The sequence below is a fragment of the Xanthomonas sp. CFBP 8152 genome (assembly GCF_014199025.1).
Lineage (GTDB): Bacteria > Pseudomonadota > Gammaproteobacteria > Xanthomonadales > Xanthomonadaceae > Xanthomonas > Xanthomonas arboricola_B.
In genome coordinates this window covers 135,180-161,098 of record NZ_JACHNO010000004.1, presented here as the reverse complement: position 1 = coordinate 161,098, position 25,919 = coordinate 135,180, and the positions used below count along the sequence as shown (strand labels likewise).

The 25,919-nt window shown below is 66.9% G+C and carries 21 protein-coding genes; 11 read left to right on the top strand and 10 right to left on the bottom strand.

All coding sequences use genetic code 11. The features are described from left to right. Nucleotides 1-2 precede the first annotated feature (2 nt). The 6 genes from FHT09_RS16160 to FHT09_RS16135 all read right to left on the bottom strand — a co-directional run bounded on the left by FHT09_RS16160 (nucleotide 3) and on the right by FHT09_RS16135 (nucleotide 7,780). The gene (locus tag FHT09_RS16160) at nucleotides 3-1,637 is read right to left on the bottom strand and encodes a TldD/PmbA family protein (RefSeq protein ID WP_184417018.1); all 1,635 of its coding nucleotides are present in this window, start codon (nucleotides 1,635-1,637) and stop codon (nucleotides 3-5) included. Nucleotides 1,638-2,215: 578 nt separating this feature from the next. Beyond that, nucleotides 2,216-3,844 carry a TldD/PmbA family protein gene (locus tag FHT09_RS16155; protein WP_181141486.1) on the bottom strand — a complete coding sequence of 543 codons (1,629 nt, stop codon included), beginning with the start codon at nucleotides 3,842-3,844 and terminating at the stop codon, nucleotides 2,216-2,218. Between the two features lie 124 nt (nucleotides 3,845-3,968). Continuing rightward, nucleotides 3,969-4,124 (bottom strand): hypothetical protein, encoded by a 156-nt coding sequence (locus FHT09_RS16150; protein ID WP_181141487.1) that lies wholly within the window; start codon nucleotides 4,122-4,124, stop codon nucleotides 3,969-3,971. A 271-nt stretch (nucleotides 4,125-4,395) separates the two neighbouring features. Further along, complete coding sequence (locus FHT09_RS16145) at nucleotides 4,396-4,719, bottom strand: hypothetical protein (protein WP_104607591.1); 324 nt, start codon at nucleotides 4,717-4,719, stop codon at nucleotides 4,396-4,398. A gap of 576 nt (nucleotides 4,720-5,295) precedes the next feature. After that, a complete protein-coding gene (locus FHT09_RS16140; RefSeq protein ID WP_104607608.1) occupies nucleotides 5,296-6,312 on the bottom strand; it encodes a class 1 fructose-bisphosphatase in 1,017 nt (338 codons plus the stop codon). 265 nt (nucleotides 6,313-6,577) lie between these two features. Beyond that, nucleotides 6,578-7,780: an amino acid aminotransferase gene (locus FHT09_RS16135; RefSeq protein ID WP_104536659.1), complete on the bottom strand. Its 1,203-nt coding sequence runs from the start codon at nucleotides 7,778-7,780 to the stop codon at nucleotides 6,578-6,580. A gap of 157 nt (nucleotides 7,781-7,937) precedes the next feature. Between FHT09_RS16135 and FHT09_RS16130 the strand changes: the two genes are divergently transcribed. The 4 genes from FHT09_RS16130 (at nucleotide 7,938) to FHT09_RS16115 (ending at nucleotide 11,691) form a co-directional block, all read left to right on the top strand. Beyond that, the gene (locus FHT09_RS16130) at nucleotides 7,938-10,076 is read left to right on the top strand and encodes a TonB-dependent receptor (protein WP_181141484.1); all 2,139 of its coding nucleotides are present in this window, start codon (nucleotides 7,938-7,940) and stop codon (nucleotides 10,074-10,076) included. Between the two features lie 120 nt (nucleotides 10,077-10,196). Then, the gene (locus tag FHT09_RS16125; RefSeq protein ID WP_104536661.1) at nucleotides 10,197-10,496 is read left to right on the top strand and encodes a hypothetical protein; all 300 of its coding nucleotides are present in this window, start codon (nucleotides 10,197-10,199) and stop codon (nucleotides 10,494-10,496) included. Between the two features lie 125 nt (nucleotides 10,497-10,621). Then, nucleotides 10,622-11,002 carry a cupin domain-containing protein gene (locus FHT09_RS16120; protein WP_104535720.1) on the top strand — a complete coding sequence of 127 codons (381 nt, stop codon included), beginning with the start codon at nucleotides 10,622-10,624 and terminating at the stop codon, nucleotides 11,000-11,002. Between the two features lie 197 nt (nucleotides 11,003-11,199). Beyond that, nucleotides 11,200-11,691 (top strand): hypothetical protein, encoded by a 492-nt coding sequence (locus FHT09_RS16115; RefSeq protein WP_181141492.1) that lies wholly within the window; start codon nucleotides 11,200-11,202, stop codon nucleotides 11,689-11,691. A 362-nt stretch (nucleotides 11,692-12,053) separates the two neighbouring features. On the opposite strand, the gene FHT09_RS16105 is transcribed toward FHT09_RS16115, so the two are convergent. Beyond that, entirely contained in the window at nucleotides 12,054-13,943 is a 1,890-nt protein-coding gene (locus tag FHT09_RS16105; RefSeq protein ID WP_104607544.1) for a sigma-54-dependent Fis family transcriptional regulator, read from the bottom strand. Between the two features lie 241 nt (nucleotides 13,944-14,184). On the opposite strand from FHT09_RS16105, the gene adh reads away from it, so the two are divergent. The 3 genes from adh (at nucleotide 14,185) to FHT09_RS16090 (ending at nucleotide 17,259) form a co-directional block, all read left to right on the top strand. Next, the gene (adh, locus tag FHT09_RS16100; RefSeq protein ID WP_104536665.1) at nucleotides 14,185-15,714 is read left to right on the top strand and encodes an aldehyde dehydrogenase; all 1,530 of its coding nucleotides are present in this window, start codon (nucleotides 14,185-14,187) and stop codon (nucleotides 15,712-15,714) included. A 103-nt stretch (nucleotides 15,715-15,817) separates the two neighbouring features. Then, nucleotides 15,818-16,846, top strand: coding sequence for an alcohol dehydrogenase AdhP (gene adhP, locus FHT09_RS16095; protein ID WP_104536783.1), 1,029 nt, complete (start codon nucleotides 15,818-15,820; stop codon nucleotides 16,844-16,846). A 59-nt stretch (nucleotides 16,847-16,905) separates the two neighbouring features. Next, nucleotides 16,906-17,259 carry a DUF779 domain-containing protein gene (locus FHT09_RS16090; protein ID WP_104607545.1) on the top strand — a complete coding sequence of 118 codons (354 nt, stop codon included), beginning with the start codon at nucleotides 16,906-16,908 and terminating at the stop codon, nucleotides 17,257-17,259. A 49-nt stretch (nucleotides 17,260-17,308) separates the two neighbouring features. Here FHT09_RS16090 and FHT09_RS16085 read toward each other — a convergent pair whose 3' ends face one another. Next, nucleotides 17,309-17,488 (bottom strand): hypothetical protein, encoded by a 180-nt coding sequence (locus FHT09_RS16085; RefSeq protein ID WP_104607546.1) that lies wholly within the window; start codon nucleotides 17,486-17,488, stop codon nucleotides 17,309-17,311. Between the two features lie 154 nt (nucleotides 17,489-17,642). On the opposite strand from FHT09_RS16085, the gene FHT09_RS16080 reads away from it, so the two are divergent. Further along, on the top strand, nucleotides 17,643-18,593 hold the full coding sequence (locus FHT09_RS16080) for a Ku protein (RefSeq protein ID WP_104536667.1): 951 nt from the start codon (nucleotides 17,643-17,645) through the stop codon (nucleotides 18,591-18,593). Between the two features lie 9 nt (nucleotides 18,594-18,602). Further along, nucleotides 18,603-21,362, top strand: a complete 2,760-nt coding sequence (gene ligD, locus FHT09_RS16075; RefSeq protein ID WP_104607547.1) for a DNA ligase D — start codon at nucleotides 18,603-18,605, stop codon at nucleotides 21,360-21,362. A 380-nt stretch (nucleotides 21,363-21,742) separates the two neighbouring features. On the opposite strand, the gene lldD is transcribed toward ligD, so the two are convergent. Then, complete coding sequence (gene lldD / locus FHT09_RS16070) at nucleotides 21,743-22,903, bottom strand: FMN-dependent L-lactate dehydrogenase LldD (protein WP_184417014.1); 1,161 nt, start codon at nucleotides 22,901-22,903, stop codon at nucleotides 21,743-21,745. 135 nt (nucleotides 22,904-23,038) lie between these two features. Further along, on the bottom strand, nucleotides 23,039-23,605 hold the full coding sequence (locus tag FHT09_RS16065; RefSeq protein WP_046345258.1) for a PEMT/PEM2 methyltransferase family protein: 567 nt from the start codon (nucleotides 23,603-23,605) through the stop codon (nucleotides 23,039-23,041). 32 nt (nucleotides 23,606-23,637) lie between these two features. On the opposite strand from FHT09_RS16065, the gene FHT09_RS16060 reads away from it, so the two are divergent. After that, complete coding sequence (locus FHT09_RS16060; RefSeq protein ID WP_104607470.1) at nucleotides 23,638-24,864, top strand: histidine kinase; 1,227 nt, start codon at nucleotides 23,638-23,640, stop codon at nucleotides 24,862-24,864. After that, on the top strand, nucleotides 24,861-25,493 hold the full coding sequence (locus FHT09_RS16055) for a response regulator transcription factor (protein ID WP_104607461.1): 633 nt from the start codon (nucleotides 24,861-24,863) through the stop codon (nucleotides 25,491-25,493). The genes FHT09_RS16060 and FHT09_RS16055 overlap by 4 nt, the downstream gene beginning before the upstream one ends. Nucleotides 25,494-25,919 lie beyond the last annotated feature (426 nt).

The following is a 25,919-nucleotide window of genomic DNA, read 5'->3' as shown; positions in this document are numbered from 1 at the left end:
TGTCAGCCGAGCGAGCGGGCGGTGTTGATGACGTTGATGCCGTCGAAACGGGCGGTGGACGAGCCATGCGAGACCGCCGAGGACTGGCTCGGCTGGCCCTTGCCGTCGAAGAACGAGCCGCCCAGGCGGTAGTCGCGTTGATCGGCCACGGCGCTGCAGGCGTTCCAGAATTCCGGCGTGCGGATCTGGTAGGCCACGTCCTCGAGCATGCGGGTGATCGCGCCGTTCTTGATCTCGTAGAACAGCTGGCCGCCGAACTGCGCGTTGTAGCGCTGCTGGTCGATGGAGAACGAGCCGTCGCCGATGATGTAGATGCCGTTTTCCACGTTCTTGATCAGATCGCTCACGCTCAACGGCGCCTTGCCGGCAGCTAGCGACACATTGGCCATGCGCTGGAACTGCACGCTCGACCACGAGTCGGCGTAGCAGCACCCATCGGAGGCGGTCTTGCCGAGGATATGTGCCTGGTCGCGAATGGCCTGGTAATCCACCAGCTTGCCGTCGCGGATCAGATCCCACTGCTTGGTCTTGACGCCTTCGTCGTCGTAGCCCACCGCGCCCAGGCTGCCGGGCTGGATCTTGTCGGCCAGGATATGCACCTTGTCGCTGCCGTACTGGAAACCGGCCTTGAGCTTGTCTAGCGTGGCGAAACTGGTGCCGGCGAAATTGGCCTCGTAGCCGAGCACGCGATCCAGCTCCAAGGGGTGGCCGACCGACTCGTGGATGGTCAGCCAGGTGTGCGAGGGGTCCAGCACCAGATCGTACTTGCCCGGCTTCACCGACGGCGCCTTGAGCTTTTCCTGCGCCTGCTTGGCCGCGGCGATGGCATCTTCCTTCATGTCGTAGGACAGGCCGTAATTCACCACGCCATTGGGCGAGACGAACTTGCCCGAGGCGGCGCCATCCAGATATTCGTAGCCCAGGCCCATCGGCGCGGACAAGCCGTCGCGGGTGCGGAACTTGCCGCTGGCCTTGTCGATGGCGGTCACGCTCAGCGGCGCCCAGATACGGTGCACGTCCTGGTCGATATACGAGCCGTCGGTGCTGGCAAAGTACTTTTGCTCGTTGACCACGAACAGCATCGAGTTGACGAAGTTGGCACCGGCAGCGGTGGCGGCAGCGTTGACGCCCAGCAGCAGGTCCACCTTGTCCTTGATCGGCACTTCCATCGCGTTCTTCCTGATCGGCGTTTTCCAGTTGACCTCGCCCACGCCCGGCGTGGGCGCCAGCTGCACCGGTGTGCCCTGCACCTTGGCATTGGCCTTGGCGATCGCGGCGGCCTGCGAGGCGGCCTTGGCCACGCCCTGTTCGGTGAGCTCGTTGGTGGCGGCAAACCCCCAGGCGCCAGCCACCAGGACGCGCACGCCCGCACCGATGGATTCGGTGTTGACCACGTTCTGCACCTTGTCCTCGCGGGTGATGACGAACTGGCGCAGATAACGGCCGATGCGCACATCGCAATAGCTCGCACCGGCCTGGCGCGCGGCGTTGAGGCCGGCATCGGCCAGGCGCTTCTTGCGGCCCACATCCAGCTGCGTCACCAACTGCTCGGCGGCGATCGCCTTGCCGAAGTAGGCGGGCACGATCAGCCCGCCCATGGTCAGCCCGGTCAGGGCCAGGAAATCACGTCGCTGCACGGCAACTCCCCAATGATCCCGCGCGGCGCGCAGGTAGTGTGGTGACGCACAGATCGCTATCTGCGCGGTATCGCCGATTCTTGCCGGGCGATGAACGCTGCGTCAAATGACTTTCGGCAGGGGTCGGTGCGCAAACGCTATACCTGCATGAATCGGGTGGCGCAGCAGGCCTGCACGCGTGGCGAGCACTGCTGACCGGCTGCGATGGATGCGGCCGCGCGTTGAGACGTCTGGATGTCAGGCATGCGTGGTTGTCTGCGATCGTGCATGTGCGATCAGCAGGTCGTTGGGTGCGGTGTTTGCTTCATGGGGGTCTGGCTGAAAGCGTTTGGTCTGCGGCTTGGTTGCAGGGCCCTTGCCCGCCCACCATCGCAGGACACGCCGCAAGTACATCCGTGTAGGCGCTTACGCGGCATCCATGCCGCGTAAGGTCCCGCGACGGTGGGCGGGCAAGGACCTGTCGAGATGATCGGTGTGCACAGTGAAGAGCGGTAAGAGCAGTGTGTGATGCGCGCTGTTCGATGCTGGTGCGCAAGCTCAATCTCTTGGGCACCGCGCCCTCTACCGACCAGTTTCTCTCAACCCAATGCGCGCGCGGTGTTGAGCACGTTGATGCCATCGAAGCGCGCCGTGGACGACCCGTGCGAGACCGCTGATACCTGGCTGGGTTGGCCCTTGCCATCGAAGAACGAGCCGCCCAGGCGGAAATCGCGTTGATCGCAGACCGCGCTGCAGGCATTCCAGAATTCCGGCGTGCGGATCTGGTAGGCGCCGTCTTCCACCAGGCGCGTGACCTGGCCGTTCTCGATTTCGTAGAACAACTGGCCGCCGAACTGCGCGTTGTAGCGCTGCTGATCGATCGAATACGAGCCGCGCCCGTGGATGTACAAGCCGCGCTCGACATTCTTGATCATGTCGGCAACAGCCAGCGGCGTCTTGCCTGCCGCCAGCGAGACGTTGGGCATGCGCTGGAACTGCACGCTGGACCACGCGTCGGCATAGCTGCAGCCATCGGACGCGGTCTTGCCGAGCAGATGCGCCTGATCGCGCGTGCATTGGTAATCGACCAGGATGCCGTCCTTCACCAGCTCCCATTGCTTGCTCTTGACGCCCTCATCGTCGTACCCCACTGCGCCCAGGCTGCCGGGCTGGGTGCGGTCGGCGACGAAGGTCACCGCATCGCTGCCCCAGCGGAAACCGGCATCGCGCTTGTCCAGAGTGGCAAAACTGGTGCCGGCGTAATTGGCCTCGTAACCGAGCACGCGATCGAGCTCGAGCGGGTGGCCCACCGACTCGTGGATGGTGAGGAACAGGTTGCTCGGGTCGATCACCAGATCGTACTTGCCGGCCTTCACCGACGGTGCGGTGAGTTTGGCGCGTGCCTGTTTGGCGGCGGCGATCGCATCTTCGCGCGCGTCGTAACTGTGGCCGTAGCCGATCAGCCCGCCCGGCAATTGATGCTTCTGGCCGGCATCGCCGTCGAGATATTCGTAGCCCATGCCCATCGGCGAGGACAGTCCGTCGCGGGTGCGGAACTTGCCGCTGGCCTTGTCCACCGCGGTGACGGTGAACGGCAGCCACAGCCGGTGCACATCCTGATCGATATAGGAGCCATCGCTGCTGGCGAAATACTTCTGCTCGTTGATCGCAAACAGGCGCGAGGCCACGAACGTGGCGCCGGCATTGAGCGCGGCCGCGTTGACGTCCATCAGCAGCGCCACCTTGTCCTGCAGCGGCACTGCCATCGCATTCTTCCGGATCGGCGTCTTCCAGCTGACCTGTCCGGCCGGCGTCACCGGCGCCAGCTGCACCGGCGAGCCGCCCAGCCGCGCGTTGGCCTTGGCGATCGCCACCGCCTGGCGCGTGGCGGTGGCCACGCCATCGCTGGTGAGCGTATTGGTGGCCGCAAACCCCCAGGCGCCATCGGCCAGCACGCGCACGCCCACGCCGCTGGATTCGGCGTTGACCACGTTCTCCACCTGCGCCTCGCGAGTGATGACGAACTGGCGCAGATACCGGCCCACGCGCACATCGCAATAACTGGCACCGGCTGCCTTGGCGGTGCTCAGCGCAGTGTCGGACAAGCGACGGCTGCGCGCGGCATCGTTGGGTGTGAGCAACTGCTCGGCCGCGATCAGGCGCGTGTTCGGCAGCAGCAGCCCGGCAGCACCGATGCCGGACAGGGTGAGGAAGGTACGACGGTCCACGGCGGTTCTCCGTTGAAGGCCAGCGGCACGACTCCCCGCCGCGCCAGCCCCCGAGACTGGCCCGTGTGGGCGACGATGGTCAAGTGCTTCAGACATGGCGCCGCCAGTGGCCTTGCCGCGCAGCTCACGCGGCGATGGCGCGCTGCGCCGTCAGCGCCATCCACCGTGACATGGCCGAAACGAGCGCATCCGGCGTCTGATCGATGCCGTCAAATGGCATGACGCATAACCCGCGGCCATCGCGCTGGACCAGCGCCAGCGCGTGCACGTCGCTGGCCAACTGTGGTTGGCGCTGCCAGTGCCGGCATGCTCCCGGCGTTGACGTGCACACGACGGAATCCCAACGATCTCCGTCGTCATGGCCCAATGCGTGGTCCGCAACGGCGGTCCCGCTGGATCGTAGGGGGCGGCGCATTCACGGCATGGATAATTAGAAGTGGGCAAGACTCCTTTGTTGAATTCGGGCATTGCGCTAATCAATCATTCGATTAAGTGCGGATGTCCACCTAACCTGAGTGGCTGATCTGATTCACAATCATCCCTTGTGGTTATTAATATGAAACATCTACGTAATGTATTTTCTTTGCGCCAAAAGAGCCGCACCCCTGAGTGGAAGTATATTGCAGCACTACGGGCGTTCTTGAGGTCGCGGCGGCAAGGATCGCCGAATATTTTTCTTTTGCGATTGGATCGTTTGAGAAATCTATTACCCATCTGCCGTCTGAAAGGCATTCGTTGTTTGTAGGCTCATTTTCAAGCCAGACAGATAAATAGGTTAGCTCGACAACGAAGCGAGATATTGTTCCTCTCTGTGTGGTGTCTGCAAAGGCAACACTAGGAACAAAAAGAAAAAACAACAAAAAGCTCAGCTTCATTGGAAACCCCTGGTTAAAAAAATTTTACGCCGCATGCATCTTCTGTAAGGCTTAGATTCTATGCTTGGCTAGAGTGCATGAGGCAAATGCACTGCGTCCCCCGCCGGGACAACTATCCTCACGCTTCAAATAACGACTGCCGGTCCCCGGCAAGCGACTGCCTCCCCAGCGGTATAATGCCTTACATGAAGCCGCAATTCCAGCTGGTCCGTCCCGATCAGAGGTCGGGGCGGAGTCCTGGGATGCTGATGATTGTCGGTACGTATGGTCTAAGGCCGACCGCAGCTGACCATCATGTCCAAGTCAGACACGTATTAAGTCTGCGTCCGCTTCTGTGGTGTAGGGGCCGCGCCCAGCGAAATGCGTATCGATCATAATGCCCATGTCGAGATACGCTCAGTTTTTTTGCCCAGGCCGACACTTGCCGATATCGATCGACGTGGGCACAAGAACCGGATAATTACCGTTGATCCTGATGAGATCGGGTGGCTTGATGTTGCCATCGTCCGAGAAGGGTATCGTCCAGCACGACACCACAGACCCTGGTGTCGTGCTGGATTGGGTCTACATCAGGGTCTAGTCCTGCGCCTTGTCGAACTCCAGGTGATAACGCGTGGCTTCATTCACTTCGTTCTTCGAACCCAAGAACACCGGCACGCGCTGATGCAGCTGCGTGGGCTGGAGGTCCAGGATGCGCTCGCGCCCCGTGGTGGCCGCGCCGCCGGCCTGTTCCACCAGCATGCTCATCGGGTTGGCTTCGTACATCAGGCGCAGCTTGCCCGGCTGGGACGCGTCCTTCTTGTCCCAGGGGTAGATGAAGATGCCGCCGCGGGTGAGGATGCGGTGCACGTCGGCGACCATGCTGGCGATCCAGCGCATGTTGAAGTCCTTGCCGCGGGTGCCGTCCTTGCCGGCCAGCAGGTCGCTGACATAGGACTGCATGGCCGGTTCCCAGTGGCGCTGGTTGGACATGTTGATGGCGTATTCGGCGGTGTCCTCGGGCACGCGCATGTTGGCCTGGGTCAGCAGGAAGCTGCCTTCCTCGCGCTCCAGGGTGAAGGCGTGGGTGCCGTGGCCGAGCGTGAGCACCAGCATCGTGCTGGGGCCGTAGATGCAGTAGCCGGCGGCGACCTGCTGGGTGCCCGGCTGCAGGAAGTGCTCGTCGCCCGGCTTTTCGGTGCCCTTGGGGGCGCGCAGCACCGAGAAGATGGTGCCCACCGAGACGTTGACGTCGATGTTGGAGCTGCCGTCCAGCGGATCGAACAGCAGCAGGAAATCGCCGCTGGGGTACTGGTCGGGCACCGGCTGGCTGTGATCCATTTCTTCCGACGCGCACGCGGCCAGGTGGCCGCCCCAGGCGTTGGCTTCGAGCAGGATGTCGTTGCTGAGCACGTCGAGCTTCTTCTGCGCCTCGCCCTGCACGTTGCCGGTGCCGGCATCGCCGAGTACGCCGCCCAGGGCGCCCTTGCTGACGGCGATGGAAATGCGCTTGCAGGCGCGCGAGACGATGGTGATCAGCTGGCGCAATTCCGGGTCGATACGGCCGGCGTGTTGCTCTTCGATCAGGAAGCGGGTCAGCGAGGGACGCGACATGGGAGCGGGCAGCCTGTGTAGGAAGTGGTCCGCCATTGTCGCCATTGCGCCGTTAGATTTCGATCACTGCATGCGCGTTTTGCAGCAAACCTGATCGAACGTGCGCGAATGTGTTGGCAAAGACAGGGCTGACGGCAGGTGCCGCTTGCCCCTGACGCAGCTATGCACACCGGCAAGGGTGGCGAACGGCCACAAAAAAACCGGGAGGCTGGCGCGCTCCCGGTCTGCAGGCGTCGGCCGCGCTGGCCGATCGCGATGCGCTCGCTTACATGCGGCTGACAGTGGCCACGGCCTGCGCCACGTAGTCCAGGTTGCGCTGGCTCAGCGCGGCCACGCAGATACGGCCGGTGCCGACGGCGTAGATCGCGAACTCGTCGCGCAGGCGGTCCACCTGGGTTCTGGTCAGGCCCGAGTACGAGAACATGCCGGCCTGGCGCTGGATAAAGTCGAACTCCGGTGCGCCCAATGTGGCCAGCTTGGCGACCAGGCCCGCGCGCAGGGCGTGGATGCGCTCGCGCATCTCGGTCAGTTCCTGCTCCCACAGGTCGCGTAGTTCCGGGCTGGTCAGCACGCCGGCCACCAATGCTGCGCCATGCGTGGACGGGCTGGAGTAGATCGTGCGGATGATGCGCTTGACCTGCGACTGCACCGCCTTGGCTTCGGCCGCAGTGGCCGAGACCACCGACAGCGCGCCCACGCGCTCGCCATACAGCGAGAACGACTTGGAGTACGAGCTGGCGACCACGTAGCTGTCGATGCCTTCGGCAGCGAGCAGACGCACCGCGTACGCATCGGCCTCGATGCCCTTGTCGAAGCCCTGGTAGGCGATGTCGACGAACGGAAACAGGTTGCGTTCCTTCAACAGCCCGGCGACCTGCTTCCACTGTTCCCTGCTCAGGTCCGCACCGGTCGGGTTGTGGCAGCAGGCGTGCAGCAACACCACCGTGCCCGGCTCCAGCCTGGCCAGATCGGCGAGCATGCCGTCGAAGTTCAGCCCATGGCTGGCGGCATCGAAATAGGTGTAGTCAACGACCTCGAAGCCGGCCGCGCCGAACACTGCGCGATGGTTTTCCCAACTCGGGTTGCTGATGGCGATGGTGGAGGTGGGCAGCAGCTTCTTGAGCAGGTCCGCGCCCACGCGCAAGGCGCCGCTGCCGCCGACGGTCTGCGAGGTCGCCACGCGGCCGGAGGCCACCAGCGCCGACTCGGCGCCGAACAGCAGCTCCTGGGTGGCCTTGCCATAGGCGGCCAGGCCGTCGATGGGCAGGTAGCCGCGCGGTTTGGCGTCCAGCGCGAGCTGCTGCTCGATCTTGTGCACGGCGCGCAACAGCGGGATGCGCCCGTTTTCGTCGTAATAGATGCCCACGCCCAAGTTGACCTTGTTGGGGCGGCTGTCGGCGTTGTAGGCCTCGGTCAGGCCCAGGATGGGGTCGCCTGGAACCTGTTCCACGTTTGCAAAGAAGGACACGGCATGACTCGCTGAAGGACGAAAGAGTGAGGGACTTCCGGGATGCTCGGCCGCGGCTGGGCCAAACCACTTCATCGTAGCAGCCCATGGCCGGCGTAGCATGCTTTGTTCCGTACGCAACGATGCGGCCACAGTACGGATGAGGGACACTACACCGATGCCCAGACTGACCTTGTTGGCCGCCGCCTGCGGCCTGTTCGCCACGAGCGCCGCGCCGCCCGTCCTGGCCGCCGATCCGGCGCCGCCTGCCTCCGCACCGATCCAGCCATTGCCCACCGTGCAGGTGGACGCCGCACGCGTGCGCGGGGTGGACGACTTCGACCTGCCGGCCTCGTTCACCGTGGTGGCGGCCGATGCCGACAACCGCCGCGGCGCGCAGGTGTCCGAGTTGCTGGACGGCATTCCCGGCCTGGTGGCGCGCGACCGCCAGAACTACGCGCAGGACACCCAGCTGTCGATCCGCGGCTTCGGTGCGCGTTCCGCCTTCGGCGTGCGCGGCGTGCGCCTGCTGGTCGACGGCATCCCGGCCAGCATGCCCGATGGCCAGGGCCAGCTCTCGCATTTCAATGTACTGGGGGCCGAGCGGGTGGAAGTGCTGCGCGGGCCATTCTCGGCGCTGTACGGCAACTCCTCCGGCGGCGTGCTGCAGCTGTGGAGCGCCGACGGCAAGCCCGGCGACCCGTGGCGGCTGCGCGCCACCTACGGCAGCAACGCCACCGTCAACACGGGTGTGCAACTGCTCGGCCAGCAGGGCGCGGTGCACTACAACCTGGCCGCCAATCATTTCGAAACCGACGGTTTCCGCGCCCATAGCCGCGCAAAGCGCGACTCGGTCAACGCCAAGCTCGGCTTCCATCTAGCCGAGGGCCGCCGGCTGGACCTGGTGCTCAATTATCTGGACGCACCCGACGCACAGGACCCGCTCGGCCTGACCCGCGCCCAGTTCAATGCCGACCCGGCGCAGGCCACGGCGGTGGCCACCCAGTTCAATACCCGCAAATCGGTGCGCCAGTCGCAGGCCGGCGCCATCTTCACCCAGCAGTTCGAGGGCCAGACGCTGCGGCTGATGGCCTACGGCGGGCAGCGCAGCGTGGAGCAGTTCCTGGCGATTCCGGTGGCGGTGCAGCGCAACCCGCTGCATTCGGGCGGGGTGATCGATCTGGACAGCAATTACGAAGGCGCCGATGCGCGTTGGGCCTGGCAAGGCGAGGCGCTGGGCCGGCCGTTGCAGCTGACCGTCGGCGCGAACGTGGATCGCCAGCGCCAGCACCGTACCGGTTATGAAAATTTTGTCGGCGATACGCTGGGCGTCAAGGGCGCGCTGCGCCGTGACCAGCGCGATCAGGTCGAGAACGTGGACCAGTTCGCGCAGGCGTGGTGGCAGTGGAGCGCGCGCTGGTCGGCCCTGCTGGGCGTGCGGCATAGCCAGGTGCGCTTCGACTCGGACGACCGCTACATTGTCGGGCGCAATCCCGACGACAGCGGCCAGCGCGATTATTCGGCAACCACGCCGGTGGCCGGCATCGTGTTCCGTGCCGCCGAGGACTTGCGTTTCTACGCCTCGGTCGGGCGCGGTTTCGAAACGCCCACCTTCAACGAGCTGGGGTATCGCAGCGATGGCGGCGCCGGCCTGGCGCTGGATCTGGGCGCGGCGACCAGCCGCAATTATGAGATCGGCAGCAAGTGGCGCGCGCAGAGCGGCGCAGCGGTGGAGGTGGCGCTGTTCCGCGCCGACACCGACGACGAACTGGCCGTGGCCAGCAACACCAATGGCCGCAGCACCTATCGCAACATCGGCGCCACCCGCCGCCAGGGCGCGGAGCTGAGCTGGAATCAGCCGGTGGGCACCACCCAGCAGCTGCAGCTGGCCTACACCTTCGTCGATGCCAGCGTGCGTGATGGCTACCTCACCTGCGCCAGCAGCGGCTGCGCCACGCCCACCGCGCCGGTGGCCAGCGGCGCGCGCCTGCCGGGCGTGCCGCGTCAGCAGCTGTTCGCGCGCTGGCAGTGGCAGCCGCTGCAATGGCAGTTCGCCGCCGAAACGGTGGCCTCCGACGCCACCGTTGCCAACGACCTGGCCAGCGAGCGTGCGCCCGGCTATGCGCTGGTCAACCTGGAAGCGTCCCGGCGCTGGACCACCACGCTGGGTGGGCTGCGCACCTTCGCCCGCATCGACAATGCGCTGGACCGGCACTACATCGGCTCGGTGATCGTCAACGACGGCAACGGGCGCTATTACGAACCGGGTCCGGACCGGACCTACACGGTCGGCCTGCAATGGGATTTCGGCGGCTGAGCTACCCGCAGGCGGTGCGCGTTCAACAACACGCACCGCCCGTAGGAGCGCACCCGGGCGCGACAAAGCCATCCCGCCAACGCACGGTCTGCCATCGACCCACCACCCCAGGCCCCCCACATGATCGTCATCGATCACGCCCCCGCAGACTGGTTTCTGCTGCGCGCGGACAACCGCTACTGGCTGGACATCAACTGCTCGATCTCGGCCACCGGCCTCTCGCTCCTGCTGGCGTTGAATGCAACCGAGCAGGCCGATGTGCTGGCAGACGGGCATGCCGCCTGCGCACGGCTGGCCGCGCAGGTGCAATGGCGGCCGCACGCCTTTGCCGCGCGTGATGTCAGTGCCAGTCATGGTGCGCAGGTCACCGCAGCGGTGCAGGCCTGGCGCGCGGCAGGCACCAGCAACGCTCGCGCATGAGCCCATCGCGCCGGGCAAACCGCTCGCGCTGTTCGCCGTGCGTCGCTGCAATGCGCCGCGTTGATGCAGCGGTGACTGCCGGCGATGCGATGCACTAAGCTTGCCAGCGCATTCCCCGCACAAGGATGTTTCCGTTGAACACGCGCTACGCCCCGATCGATTTCAGCGACAAGCTCGCCCTGCTGTCGCAGCACTGGTCCCCACGTGTCGTCGCGGAAATGAACGATTACCAGTTCAAACTGGTCAAGCTGCAAGGTGCATTCGTGTGGCACCAGCATGCGGACACGGACGAGGTGTTCATCGTGCTGGACGGCAACATGACCATCGAGTTTCGCGACGGCGTGGTGGCGCTGTCGGCCGGGCAGATGCACGTGGTGCCCAAGGGTGTCGAACACCGCCCGGCGGCGGAGCGCGAATGCAGCGTGCTGCTGGTCGAGCCGCGCGGTGTGGTCAATACCGGCGATGCGGGCGGCGCATATACCGCAGACAACGACGTCTGGATCTGATCGCCGCGCTGTGCGCGCGGGTGCTGGCGTCATCGGATTGCATGCCCGCAGCCACTTCTGACATGGCACGTTATTGCAATCGCTGAGCTGCGTAAGGCGCACTTGGCCGGGCACAGCGTCGCTGCAACGCCTGATCTCAGCCGGTCGTGCGGTGCGTGCTACGCTCGATTTTCCGCACACGATGCATGGAGCATGGAATGGCATTCCTGGGAGTGGTGTGGGTTGCGGTGCTCGCCGCGACCAGTCTGTTGAGCGGCACCATCGCCAGTGCCGCTGCATCTTCGGAAGCAGGCACGCTACAGGTCACGCGAACCTATCCTGCCAATAGCCCGGCCGTGGCTCAGGTGCATCGCTGGTTGCTGGCGCAGCCGTCCAGGCAACAGCCACCGGCAAGCGCCGCCGAGCTAGGCCAGCTGCGCACCAGTTACCTCACGTACGCACCAGGTGCCGGCGGGCGTGCAGACCTGACCAGTGCCGAGGTGGCGTTTCCGGAGCATGGTCAGCCTGGGGATGCGGTCGCCATCGACGCATGTGGCGCGGGGATGCGCCATCACTGGACGTATCGATGGACGGCGGCATCGGCCACGGCAGGCTGGCAGTTGCAGTCCTATCATCTGAGAAACGTGCAGGACTGCACTGCTGCCATGGCCGATCCCGACGTCCTCAAGCCGACTGCACCGCGCGGCTAGGGTGCGTGCGCCCGGCGTGCAAGTCGCCCGCCGCGATCCACGGCGGCACTGCGGTCGCGGCCTGCAGCGATCGCGATGGCGGGCGAAAGTCCAGGCACTTTGAGTGGAATGGCGGAGTAACGTTCTGTACCCGCACAATCCCGATTTGATGCGCAGCGTGAGATGGCGTTGGTCAGCAGGGGTAATGCGCCGAGCTGGCTCGCGTCCTCGTTTCCCGTTGCCCACACGCCACCGTTTGCGTCCAGGAATACGCATGACGCACGCCGGCACTGATGGCGGCCGCGAGGGGTTCTTGGCGTTGGGCAAGCGTATCCGCGCTCTGCTGGGCCGCGTCGGCGGGCGATGCGTTTGTGCGCCCAGTGTCAGGCCCGTTGCGGGCCGAGCCGGCGATACAGGGTGCTGCGGCTGATGCCGAGCCGGCGTGCCGCCTGCGCGACGTTGCCGCCGCTGGCGTCCAGCGCCTGCCGCATCGCCGCCTGCGCCAGCTGCTCCAGGCTATCGGCCGGTGCCGGTGCCGGTGCCGTTGCGGCAGCGGCTACCGCCGACACTGCGGTCCGGGTGGCAAGGTAGCCCGGCAGCGCGTCGCGGTCTATTTGCTCGCCCGGTTCGCTCAGCGCCACCAGCGTGCGCAGGCAGGCCGAGAGCTGGCGCAGGTTGCCCGGCCAGTCGTAGTCGGCCAGCGCCCGCAGCGCGTCGCCGGTGAGCCGGCGGCCCTGGCCCAGGCGCTGCCACAGCTCCTGCACCAGCCGCGGGCGGTCGGCGTGCGTGCGCAGCGCCGGCATCGCCACCGCGTGGTGGGCGATGCGGTAGTACAGGTCGGCGCGGAAGCGGCCATCGGCGATCGCCGCTTCCAGGTCCTGGTGGGTGGCGCAGATCAGCGCGAAGTCCAGCCGCACCGGCTTGCCGCCGCCCAGCGGCGACAGCTCGCGCTCCTGCAGCACGCGCAGCAGGCGCGGCTGCAGCGCCAGCGGCATGTCGCCGATCTCGTCGAGGAACAGCACCCCGCCCTCGGCCTGGCGCAGCAGGCCCGGGCTGCCGTGCTTGCGCGCCCCGGTGAAGGCACCGTCCTCGTAGCCGAACAGCTCGGCCTCGATCAGGCCCTCGGGTAGCGCGGCGCAGTTCACCGCCACGAACGGGCGGCCGGCGCGCGCGCAGCGGCGGTGCAGCTCGCGCGCGAACACTTCCTTGCCGGTGCCGGTCTCGCCCTGCACCAGCACCGGGAGCTCGGCATCCAGCACCCGGCGGGCGCGCCCGAGCAGGCGCTCGCTCTCGGCCTCGAACAGCGGCGCGTCGCGGTCGCCGTCCTGGCGGGCGGCCGAGACCGTGATCGGCGGCTGCGTGGCGCGCCGGCGCGGCCGCGCGTCGCCATGCGCGTCCACGCGGCCGTAGAGGGCGCGGCCCTGGCGGTCGAACAGGGCGCCGTCATGGCGCAGCCGGGTCAGCGGTTCCTCGAACAGCGCGTCGTAGCGCGCGCGCCCCAGCTCGTGGCGCTCCAGCCCGAACAGCTGCAGGCCGGCGCGGTTGGCCGCCACCAGGCGCCCGCCGCGGAACGCCAGCAGGCCCTCGCGCGCGGTGCCGAGCAGGGCCGGGTCGTGGTGGACCCGCAGCAGTTCGCAATCGGCGATGCCGTCGTCGAAGTAGCGGTGCTCGATGCTGGTCACCGCGCGCCGCGCCAGTCCCAGCGCGTGCATGTGCTGCATGCGTGCGTCGCCGGAGATGTCGAGCACGCCCACCAGCTGCCCGTAGGGGTCGAAGATCGGCGCCGCGGCACAGCTGAGGATGCCGTGCGGGGCGAGGTAGTGCTCGCCGCCGCGCACCTCGATCGAGCGGCTCTCCACGATCGCGGTGCCGATGGCATTGGTGCCGACCACGCTCTCGCTCCAGCAGGCGCCGGGCATCAACGCCACCCGCCCGGCGCGGTCGAGGAAGCCGGTGCTGCCCTCGGCGTCGAGGATCCAGCCGGCCTCGTCAGTGAGCAGCACGATGCTGCCGGTGGCCGCGGCGTCGGCCGACAGCCCTTCCAGCTCGGCGCGCGCGCATCGCCACAGGGTCTCGTGGCGTGCGCGCATCTCGCGCAGGCGTGCGGCACTGACCGGTTCGATCGCCGGCGCCGCCTCGGCGGCCAGGCCCTGGCGCTGGCAGCGCCGCCACGACTGCAGGATCGCGTCCGGTACCTGCCCGGCCGGCATCGCGCCGCGCTCGAAGAACGAGCGCCGCGCGCGGCCCAACTGCTGCTCCGTCAACATCGTCATTGCCCACCTCGTGTCGCAATCTGCGACAGTCCAGAAGATCACTGTCCCGATAAACACCACGTTTGCGGACAGAGCGCAATCGCCGCGCGTGACGCACCGCAGCGAAGACCGCGCCCATCGGTCGCACCCGCGCCGCGCTCAGGCGTGACGCAGTGCAGCAGGCCAAACCTGGCATCCCTTTTGCGTGACATCACGGGCGCCCCGTAACGGGCCTTCCTCCCATGTACCGCAGGAGACACCGATGAATGCCGTCACGTCCGCCAAGCCGCTGAACACCGATCCGCAGTCCATCTTCAAGCCACGCTACGGCAACTTCATCGGTGGGCGCTGGGTCGAGCCCAGGAGCGGGCAGTACTTCGACAACACCACGCCGATCAGCGGCAAGGTGTTCACCTCGGTGGCGCGCTCCAACGCCGAGGACATCGAGGCCGCGCTGGATGCCGCGCACGCGGCCAAGGACGCCTGGGGCAAGACCTCCACCACCGACCGCGCCAACGTGCTGCTGAAGATCGCCGACCGCATCGAGCAGAACCTGGAGCTGCTGGCCTATGCCGAGACCTGGGACAACGGCAAGCCGGTGCGCGAGACCCTCAACGCCGACGTGCCGCTGTGCGCCGACCACTTCCGCTACTTCGCCGGCGCGGTGCGCGCGCAGGAAGGCGGCATCTCCGAGATCGACAGCGACACCATCGCCTACCACTTTCACGAGCCGCTGGGCGTGGTCGGCCAGATCATCCCGTGGAACTTCCCGCTGCTGATGGCGTGCTGGAAGCTGGCCCCGGCGCTGGCGGCCGGCAACTGCGTGGTGATGAAGCCGGCCGAGCAGACCCCGGCCTCGATCCTGGTGCTGATGGAGGTGATCGGCGACCTGCTGCCGGACGGCGTGCTCAACGTGGTCAACGGCTTCGGCCTGGAGGCGGGCAAGCCGCTGGCCTCCAACCCGCGCATCGCCAAGATCGCCTTCACCGGCGAGACCACCACCGGCCGGCTGATCATGCAGTACGCCAGCCAGAACCTGATCCCGGTGACGCTGGAGCTGGGCGGCAAGTCGCCGAACATCTTCTTCGCCGACGTGATGGCCGAGGACGACGACTTCCTCGACAAGGCCGTCGAGGGCTTCGTGCTGTTCGCCTTCAACCAGGGCGAGGTGTGCACCTGCCCGTCGCGCGCGCTGATCCAGGAATCGATCTACGAGCGCTTCATGGAGAAGGCGCTCAAGCGGGTGGCGGCGATCAAGCAGGGCAACCCGCTCGACCCCAACACCATGGTCGGCGCGCAGGCCTCCGGCGAGCAGCTGGAGAAGATCCTGTCCTACTTCGACATCGGCCGCCAGGAAGGCGCCGAGGTGCTGATCGGCGGCGAGCGCAACACCCTCGACGGCGACCTGGCCGGCGGCTTCTACGTCAAGCCCACGGTGTTCAAGGGCCACAACAAGATGCGCGTGTTCCAGGAGGAGATCTTCGGGCCGGTGGTGTCGGTGACCACGTTCAAGGACGAGGCCGAGGCGCTGGCGATCGCCAACGATACGCTGTACGGGCTCGGTGCCGGCGTGTGGAGCCGCGACGCGTCGCGGCTGTACCGCATGGGCCGCGCGATCCAGGCCGGGCGGGTGTGGACCAACTGCTACCACAGCTACCCGGCGCACGCGGCGTTCGGCGGCTACAAGCAGTCCGGCATCGGCCGCGAGAACCACAAGATGATGCTCGACCACTACCAGCAGACCAAGAACCTGCTGGTCAGCTACTCGCCCAAGGCGCTGGGCTTCTTCTGAGCCACGGCCCGCCGCGGCGACGGCCTTGATCACGATCAAGGCCGCCCTCGCGCCACGGGACTACGGTTCGATACAACAACTGCAACCGCAACAGGAGCGCAATGTGGACAAGACGATGAAGGCCGCGGTAGTCCGCGAGTTCGGCAAGCCGCTGGTGATCGAGGAAGTGCAGGTGCCGCGCCCGGCCGCCGGCGACATCCTGGTCAAGATCGAAGCCTGTGGCGTCTGCCACACCGACCTGCACGCCGCCGAGGGCGACTGGCCGGTCAAGCCGAACCCGCCGTTCATTCCCGGGCACGAGGGCGTGGGCCATGTGGTGGCGGTCGGCGAGGGCGTCAAGCACATCAAGGAAGGCGACCGCGTCGGCATCCCGTGGCTGTACTCGGCCTGCGGCCACTGCGAGCACTGCCTGGGCGGCTGGGAAACGCTGTGCGAGGCGCAGCAGAACAGCGGCTACTCGGTCAACGGCGGCTTCGCGCAGTACGCGCTGGCCAATGCCGACTATGTCGGCCACCTGCCCAAGGGCATCGGCTTCGTCGAGGTCGCGCCGATCCTGTGCGCCGGCGTCACCGTCTACAAGGGCCTGAAGGTCACCGACACGCGTCCCGGCGAGTGGGTGGTGATCTCCGGCATCGGCGGGCTCGGCCACATGGCGGTGCAGTACGCCAAGGCGATGGGGCTGAACGTGGCCGCAGTGGACGTGGACGACGGCAAGCTGGCCCTGGCCCAGCGCCTCGGCGCCACGGTCACGGTCAACGCGCTCACCACCGACCCGGTGGCCTACCTCAAGAAGGAGATCGGCGGCGCCCACGGCGCCCTGGTCACCGCGGTCTCGCCCAAGGCATTCGAGCAGGCGCTGGGCATGGTCCGCCGCGGCGGCACGGTGGCGCTCAACGGCCTGCCGCCGGGCGAGTTCCCGCTCGACATCTTCGGCATGGTGCTCAACGGCATCACCGTGCGCGGCTCGATCGTCGGCACGCGCCTGGACCTGCAGGAGTCGCTGGAGTTCGCCGAGCAGGGCAAGGTCGCCGCCACGGTGGCCACCGACACGCTGGAGAACATCAACGACGTGTTCGCGCGCATGCATGCCGGCAAGATCGAAGGCCGCGTCGTGCTCGACCTGGCGGCCTGAGCCCGCAGCGCCCGCCCGTGACCGCGCCCTCGCCCGCTCCTTCGCTGCCGCTGCAGGTAATGGCCACGCTGGCGGCGTTGCAGTTGATCGACACACTGCGCGCACGCCACGGCGATGTGCTGTTCCACCAGTCCGGCGGCTGCTGCGATGGCTCCTCGCCGATGTGTTTCCCGGTGGGCGACTTCATCGTCGGCGACCGCGACGTGCTGCTGGGCGAGATCGGCGGTGCGCCGTTCTACATCAGCCCCTCGCAGTTCGAATACTGGAAGCACACCCAGCTGATCATCGATGTGGTGCCGGGCCGCGGTGGCATGTTCTCGCTGGAAAACGGCGAGGGCGTGCGCTTTCTGGTGCGCTCGCGCCTGTTTGCCGACGAGGAGTTCGCCCAGTTGCAGCGGGCAGGCCTGGCGTAACCCAGGCCCGCCTGGCTGTGCTGCCGGGCGGGGAATCAGCCGGCTGGTTTCAGCGGTCTGCCACGGTCGACGGCGCGGTGCCCGGCGTCTTGGCCGGAGTGTCGCCATCGGCAGGAATCAGCTTCTCTGGCGCATCGCCGGCACCGCGGTCTTCGTAGTGTTCGGTATCGCGCTTGCCGTGCTGTTCGCCCGGCTGGGTGGATTGGTCGCGCAGTGGGTCACGGGACATGCGGTGCTCCTGGTCATCGAGAGGGATACGCAGTTCACCGCGCGCCGGGTGAAGAGGGCGCAGCGGCAGCCGCAGACGCACGGCTCACGCATGGATCACGGCGGCCGCGCTACAGCTATGGGCTATTCGCACAGCACCCGGAGTCACACACCCGATGGCACGACCGATCTGGACTGGAACCCTCTCGTTCGGCTTGCTCAATGTGCCGGTGTCGTTGATGTCGGGCGAGCGCAAGGTGGATCTGCATTTCCGCATGCTCGACTCGCGCGACAAGAAGCCGATCCGCTTCGAGCGCGTCAACGCCGACACCGGCGACGAGGTGCCGTGGAAGGAGATCGTCAAGGCGTTCGAGTACGACAAGGGCAGCTATGTCATCGTCGAGGAGCAGGACATCCGCTCGGCCTCGCCGGAAAGCCACGAAACGGTGGAGGTGGAGACCTTTGTCGACGCCGCCGACATCGACCCGCGTTATTTCGAAAAGCCCTACATCCTGGTGCCGGGCAAGAAGGCCGAAAAAGGCTATGTGCTGCTGCGTGAGACGCTGCGCGACACCGGCAAGGTGGGCATTGCCAAGGTGGTCATCCGCACGCGCGAATATCTGGCCGCGGTGATGCCGCAGGGCGATGCGTTGATCCTGCTGCTGCTGCGCTACCAGCAGGAGGTGGTGGACCCGCAGGATTTCAAGCTGCCGTCCGGTGCGGTGGGCGAGTACCGCATCACGCCCAAGGAACAGGAGATGGCAAAGCAGCTGATCGAGTCGATGTCCGGCACCTGGCAGCCGGAGGATTATCACGACGAATTCCGCGGCAAGCTCGAGCAGATCCTGCGCAAGCGCATCCAGGCCAAGGGCGGCACCACCACCGTGGATGTCGAGCCGCCGCAGCACGAAGACGCCACCACCAACGTGGTCGACTTCATGTCGCTGCTGCAGAAGAGCCTGCAGGCCAATACGCGCACGCCGGCCAAGAAGAGCAGCGCACCGACGGCTGGGTCGGCCAAAAAGACCGCCGCCAAGAAAGTGGCCAAGAAGGCCACCAAGAAAACCGCAGCCAAGACCACCAAGACCACCGCCAGCAAGGCGGCGCCGCGCCGCAAGGCCGGATAGGCGTAGCCCATGTCGTTGCACGACTACAACGCCAAGCGCCGCTTCGACCAGACCCCGGAACCGGCCGGCGACGCGCCTGCGCGTGCCAGCAAGCAGCCGATCTTCGTCGTGCAATTGCATCACGCCAGCTCGCGCCATTACGACTTCCGTCTGGAGGTCGACGGCGTGCTCAAGAGTTGGGCGGTGCCAAAGGGCCCTTCGTTGCGCGTGGGCGAAAAGCGCCTGGCGGTGCAGGTGGAGGATCACCCGCTGTCGTATGCCAGCTTTGAGGGCGACATTCCGCAAGGCCATTACGGCGCCGGGCATGTAGATGTGTTCGACCACGGACACTGGCACTGCGAAGGCGATGCGCTGGCGGCGCTGGACGCGGGCAAGCTGGAATTCGAACTGCAGGGCACGCTGTTGCGCGGCGGCTTTGCATTGGTGCGCACGCAGATGCGCGGCGGCAAACCGCAGTGGCTGCTGTTCAAGCGCACCGATGCGTACGCGGCGGATCTGGATGCCGATGCGCTGGTGGTGCAGCAGGCGGCCGGCGTTGCGGCTGCCGCGGCGCCGGCAACGCGTGCCAAGACCAGCCGGGCGCGGCGCGCGCCGACGGCAACGGCGAGCGCCGGGACGGCTGCGGCCAGCAAACGCGCACGCACAAAGCGTGCGGATTCCAGCCACTGGCGCACCCGCGCCCTGGCGCTGGACGGTGCGCGCGATGCGCCATGCCCAACCGAGCTACGCGCGCAACTGACCTTGCTGCGCGAGCAGGCGCCGGATGGCGAGCGCTGGTTGCACGAGATCAAGTGGGACGGCTATCGCCTGCTGGCCGATATGGTCGATGGCGAGGTGCAGCTGCGCTCGCGCAACGACCAGGCCTGGACGCAGCGCTTCCCGGCGGTGGTGCGCGCAGTGAAGGCCTTGCCGGTGCGCGATGCGCGCCTGGATGGCGAGCTGGTGGTGCTGGATGCGCAAGGGCGCAGCGATTTCTCGGCGCTGCAACGCGCGCTCGATGGCAGCGTCACGCAGCCGCTGCGCTACATCGTGTTCGACCTGCTCGGCGTCGCCGGGGTGGATCTGCGCGACACCCCGTTGCTGCAACGCAAGCAGTTGCTGCATGCGTTGCTCGGCGAGGTGCCGGGCACGCTGGCGTTTAGCGACCATGTGGTCGGCCACGGCCCGGAGGTCTTCGCGGCCAGCGCCGGCACCGGCTGGGAAGGCATCGTCAGCAAGCTTGCCGATGCGCGGTATCGCGAAGGGCGCAGTGCCGATTGGGTCAAGACCAAGCACGAAGACAGCGACGAGTTCGTGGTGGTGGGCTACACCGATCCCAAGGGCGCGCGCAGCGGCTTCGGCGCCTTGCTGATGGCGCAACGCGAGGGCAAGACGCTGCGTTACGTCGGACGTGTGGGCACCGGCTTCGACGATGCCTTGCTCGGCAAGATCACCGCGCTGTTGCAGGCGCTGCATAGCGACACTGCCACGCTGGAATTGCCGACCCATATCCCGGGGCGGCCACGCGATGTGCATTGGGTACGGCCGGTCTTGATCGCCGAGGTCGCCTTCCGCGGCTGGGCGAAGGAAGGCCTGCTGCGGCAGGCCGCGTTCAAGCGTCTGCGCGAGGACAAACCCATGAGCGAGTTGGGCGGCGACCGCGCCGCGCCGGCCAAGGCGCGTGCTGCAGGTAAAGGCATTGCTGCGACCACGGCCACTGCGCCTGCGCGCAAGGCGGCGAGTAAAAAAACGTCGAGAACGACGGTCGACCCATCCACCAGCACCGCCAGCAAGCGCGTGCGGTCGACGGCATCGAAGACGACTGCGACGACATCCAAAAAGGCTGCAGCGTCCACGTCCACGGTCTCCAAATCCACGGCGTCCAAGTCCACAACATCCAAATCCACCGCCACGTCGACGGACGGCATCACCATCACCCATCCCGAGCGGGTGGTGTTTCCCGCAGCGGGCATCAGCAAGGGCGATGTGGCCGACTATTACCGCGCAGTGGCGCCGCTGGTGCTGGCAGAGATCGCACGCCGCCCCTTGTCGTTGCTGCGCTGCCCCGATGGTGCCGGTGGCGACTGTTTCTTCCAGAAGCACGAAGGCCGCCACCTGGGCACGCATATCAAGGCGATTGCGCTGCAGCAGAAGAGCGGCACCGAAGACTACATCTACGTCGAAGATGCCGCCGGCCTGCTCGAGCTGGTGCAGATGAACACGCTGGAGCTGCATCCCTGGGGCGCGCAGGTCGACGATGCGGAGCATCCGGACCGGCTGGTGTTCGACCTGGACCCCGGCGACGGGGTGTCCTGGGCCGACGTGGTGGTGGCCGCGCGCGACATCCGCGCCAAGCTGCGCAGTGCCGGCCTGGAGAGCGCGGTGCGCCTGTCCGGTGGCAAGGGCCTGCATGTGGTGGTGCCGATCGTGCCGGAAGCGGACTGGGAACAGGCGCGCGATTTCTGCGAGGCCTTCGCCCAGGCACTGGCAACGCACGCCCCGGACCGTTACGTGGCCACCATGAGCAAGGCCAAGCGCCACGGTGTGATCTTCGTCGACTGGCTGCGCAACGGGCGCGGCAATACCAGCGTGTGTTCGTGGTCGCTGCGTGCGCGCGAAAAGGCCACCGTCGCCGTGCCGCTGCGCTGGGAAGAACTCGGCAAGATCAGCGGCCCGGACGCCTTCCCGATGGACAAGGCACTGCAACGGGCCAAGCGTCAGCGTGCAGATCCCTGGGAATCGGTGCTGGCGTTGCAGCAATACTTGCCCACCGGCGACGACAACCACTAAGAGCCAACAAGACGACTGCGCCGCCACCAGGCGGGCGCGGTCGATGCTCGGAGCCGGCATGTAACGCGTACATCGCGGGTCCTGCGCGCAGCCCGCACCGACCCGACGACTGCTCGCTACGTTCATTCGATCAGACACGCATCACGCACACAGCCTGACCATGCGCACCGACCCTCTCGACGGGTCCTTGCCCGCTCACCGTCGCGGGACCTTACGCGGCATGGATGCCGCGTAAGAGTCTACAAGGACGTACTTGCGGCGTGTCCTGCGATGGTGGGCGGGCAAGGGCCCTGCAGCAAAGCCGCAGGTCACCCGCTCTTAGCTACCAACGCATCCCGAATCCCAAAGCCCAAAGCCCAAATCCCGAATCCCGAATCCCATCAAGGCGAGACCGCGTTCTCCCGCGTCACCCGACTCAACGCATCGCTGCTGATCTCGGCAATTGAATGGGTGCCGGTCAGGGTCATCGCCACGCGCATCTCGCGCTCGATCAGGGTCAGCAGATTCTCCACGCCGGCCTGGCCGCCGGCCGCCAGCGCATAGACGAACGCGCGCCCCAGCAGCACCGCGTCGGCGCCCAGCGCCAGCATGCGCACCACGTCCAGGCCGCTGCGGATGCCCGAGTCGGCCAGGATCTTCAGCTGCCCCTTCACCGCATCGGCAATGGCCGGCAACGCGCGCGCGCTGGACAGCACGCCGTCGAGCTGGCGGCCGCCATGGTTGGATACCACGATGCCATCGGCGCCAAAGCGCACCGCATCGCGCGCATCGTCCGGGTCCAGGATGCCCTTGATCACCATCGGCCCGGTCCAGAACTCGCGGATCCATTCCAGATCCTTCCAGGCGATGGAGGGGTCGAAGTTAGCCCCCAACCAGCCGATGTAATCCTGCAGGCCGGTCGGGCTGCCGCGGTAGGTGGAGATATTGCCCAGGTCGTGCGGGCGACCCAGCAGGCCCACGTCCCAGGCCCAGCGCGGATGCGTGACCGCCTGCAGCATGCGCCGCAGCGCTGCGTTGGGCCCGCTCATGCCCGAGTGCGCATCGCGGTAACGCGCGCCCGGCGTGGGCATGTCCACGGTGAACACTAGCGTGGTCACCCCGGCCGCCTTGGCGCGCTCCAGTGCGTTGCGCATGAAGCCGCGGTCCTTGAGCACGTACAGCTGGAACCACATCGGCCGCGCGATCGCCGGCGCCACTTCCTCGATCGGGCACACCGACACGGTGGACAACGTAAACGGGATCCCGCGCGCGGCCGCCGCGCGCGCGGCCTGCACTTCGCCACGGCGCGCGTACATGCCGGTCAGCCCGACCGGCGCCAACGCCACCGGCATCGCCAGCGTCTCGCCGAACAGCTCGGTGCCCAGGCTCAGGTCCGACATGTTGCGCAGCACCCGCTGGCGCAATGCGATATCGGCAAGATCCGAGACATTGCGCCGCAAGGTGTGCTCGGCGTACGCGCCGCCATCGATGTAGTGGAACAGGAACGGCGGCAGCCGCGCCTGCGCAGCGGCGCGGTAGTCGGAAGCGGCGGAAATGATCATCGAAGATGCACGGCAGCGGCGGGTAGCCGCTGAGTGTAAGACCATCGGTGTGGCCGGTGGACTGCTGCGCGATCTGCGGGACGCAAGCCCGGCGAGGCCCCGCGCGGCTGTGCTGCCCCGCTGCCTTCTCAACCCTCACCACACCAGCGGCAGCAAGCGCCGGCTCTGCGCTGCATAAGCCGGGTAGGCCAGCGGAAAGGCACGCTGCAATGCGGCCTCTTCGATACGGATGCGATGCAGGAAGACCCAGGTCACCGGCACCACGATCGCCGCCACCGACAACCCATTGCCCATGCCCAGCGCCAGCCCGTAAAAGGCCATCAGCGCGCCGGTATAGGAGGGATGGCGCAGCCAGCGATATGGGCCGCTGCGTACCAGCTGGTGATCGGGCTGGATGGTCACATCCACCGTGAACCAACGTGCCAGCACCTGGATGGCCCACACGCGCAACGCCAGCCCGCTGCCGATCAAGGCGCAGCCGGCCCATTGCAGCGGCGCGCCCCAACCCTGTGGCCAGTGGGCCAGGCCGCTGTAGGCCAGTGCCACCGCAACGGCCACCGCCGCAGACAACACGCGCCACAGGTGTTGCAGGGTGCCTTGATCGTGCGCGCCACCGTCGCCGGCGCGGCGGCGGCGACTGAGCAGCAGTTCGTAGCCGCCCCACAGCAGATTGAGCGCAAGAAACAGACTGGAAGCGGACATGGCGTGACTCCGTGGCGATGGGTGGGCTGGTGATGCCAGTGTGCGGACGCGCCGCAGCGACGGCAGGGGCCGCAGGTCATCGATCGCACCTGCCGGAAGTCACTTTGTGCATGCGCACCATTGCCGAGTGGCCGCGCGGCCGTCAGCATCGCCGAATGAATTCCTCCCTGCCTCATCTTCTGCATCCCCTGCGTCTGGCCGGTGCGTTCACCATTGCCGCGGTGGCGTTGTCGTTCGTGCCGGACGCTTCACCCCAGGGCGCCTGGCGCTGGGGCGTGCTGGCCGGCTTCACCGCGTTGTTTCTGCTGCACACCGTGTTGCCGCCATTACATGCGTTGCGCACTGTCGCAACGCTGCTGCAAGCGGTCATGGCCTTGCTGATGGTCTGGATGGAGCCGCGTGCCGGCACCGCCCCGGTATTGCTGGTCATGCTGGTGGCGCAGGCGGGCATGACCTGGCCACCGGTGCGTGTGCTGTTGCTGGCGCTGGCATTGAACGCGGGCATGTGTGCGCTGCTGGTGCAGGCCGGGTTCGAGCGTCCGTGGTTGATCGTCGGCATCTACGCCGGTTTCCAGGCCTTCGCCGCGCTGACCGCCCATTACGCACGCAGCGCCGAGCGCGCGCGCGATGCCCTGGCCTACGTCAATGCCGATCTGCTGGCCACCCGCGCCCTGCTGGCCGATAGCGCGCGCGATGCCGAGCGCCTGCGCCTGGCGCGCGAGTTGCACGACGTGGCCGGGCATAAGCTCACCGCCATGCGCATCAATCTGCGCTTGCTCGGCGCCGACCCGGCGCTGGCGCGGCGCGACGAGATCGCGGTGGTGGAGCAGCTGTCGGCCGAACTACTGTCGGACATCCGCAACGTGGTGCAGTCGCTGCGCGACGACCAGGGCCTGGACCTGCAGACCGCCTTGCGCGCGCTGGCCGCCCCGTTCCCGCGCCCTGCGCTGCGCCTGCAGATCGACCCGGACGTGCGCATCACCGATGCCCGCGTGGCCGAGCTGCTGTTGCGGCTGGTGCAGGAGGCGCTGACCAACGCGGTGCGGTATGCCGACGCCAACGAGGTTGCAGTGCACCTGCATCACGCCGGTAGGCAGCTGCACGTGGACATCTGCGACGATGGCCGCTGCGCCGAGCATATCCGCGAAGGCAACGGCATCACCGGCATGCGCGAACGCCTGGCTGCCCTGCACGGGCAGCTTGAACTTGGCCGCACGCCCACTGGCGGCATGCATCTGATGGCGAGACTACCGACATGAGTTCACATCGCATTGCGCTGGCCGACGACCAGATCCTGGTCCGCGCCGGCCTGCGCGCGCTGTTGCAGCAACAGGGCGTGGAAGTGGTCTGCGAGGCCGATGACGGCCAGGGCCTGCTGGACGCGCTCGCCAGCACCACGGTCGACGTAGTGCTCAGCGACATCCGCATGCCCGGCATGGACGGCATCCAGGCGCTGCAGCAACTGCGTGCCCGCGGCGACCGCACCCCGGTGCTGTTGCTGACCACCTTCGACGACAGCGACCTGCTGCTGCGCGCCACCGAAGCCGGCGCGCAGGGCTTCCTGCTCAAGGACGCGGCCCCGGAGGACCTGCGCGAGGCAATCGAGCGGGTCGCCCACGGCGAGACCCTGCTGCAGCCGGTCAGCACCGACCCGGTGCGGGCGCGCTACCAGTTCCGCGACCAGCAGCCCCCGCGCGAGACCTTCAGCGAACGCGAGGTGGCGATCCTGCGCCTGCTCGCCGGCGGCTATTCCAACAAGGAGATCGCCCGCACTTTGTTCCTGGCCGAAGGCACGGTGAAGAACTACGTCTCCACCATCCTGGAAAAGCTCGGCACCCGCGACCGTACGCGCGCGGTGTTGAAGGCGATCACGTTGCGGGTGATTTGAGGGCGGGGATTGGGGAGTCGGGATTGGGGATTCGTAAGGGCGGGGACTCGGGACTCGGGAATCGGGAATCGCAGGAGCGTAAGTTGGCAGGTGGGATGCTTGATGCAAAAAGGCCCCTCTGCCTCAAAGCCTGCTCTTCTCCAAAGCAACTCTGGCCTTCATGCGGGCCGGGAGCAGAGATCTGTGCGTTGCCGCCACCATGCGCCACTGCCAGTGCGATGCGCATGACGCACGCTGATCGTCGCCGACAACGCTGTTTCCGTCAGGTTCCATCTGGTTGTTTTTAAATGGAATTTCCTGGCTTCGGCTGGATCGGGCAACAACCGTAAGGTTGCCGTCAGGTCGTGTGGGCGGCCTGGCACCAAGGTCGTCTGGCGGCCACCGATGCCGCTCGGGGACGCGCCGCGCTCCGGTCCGCTGCGGAGT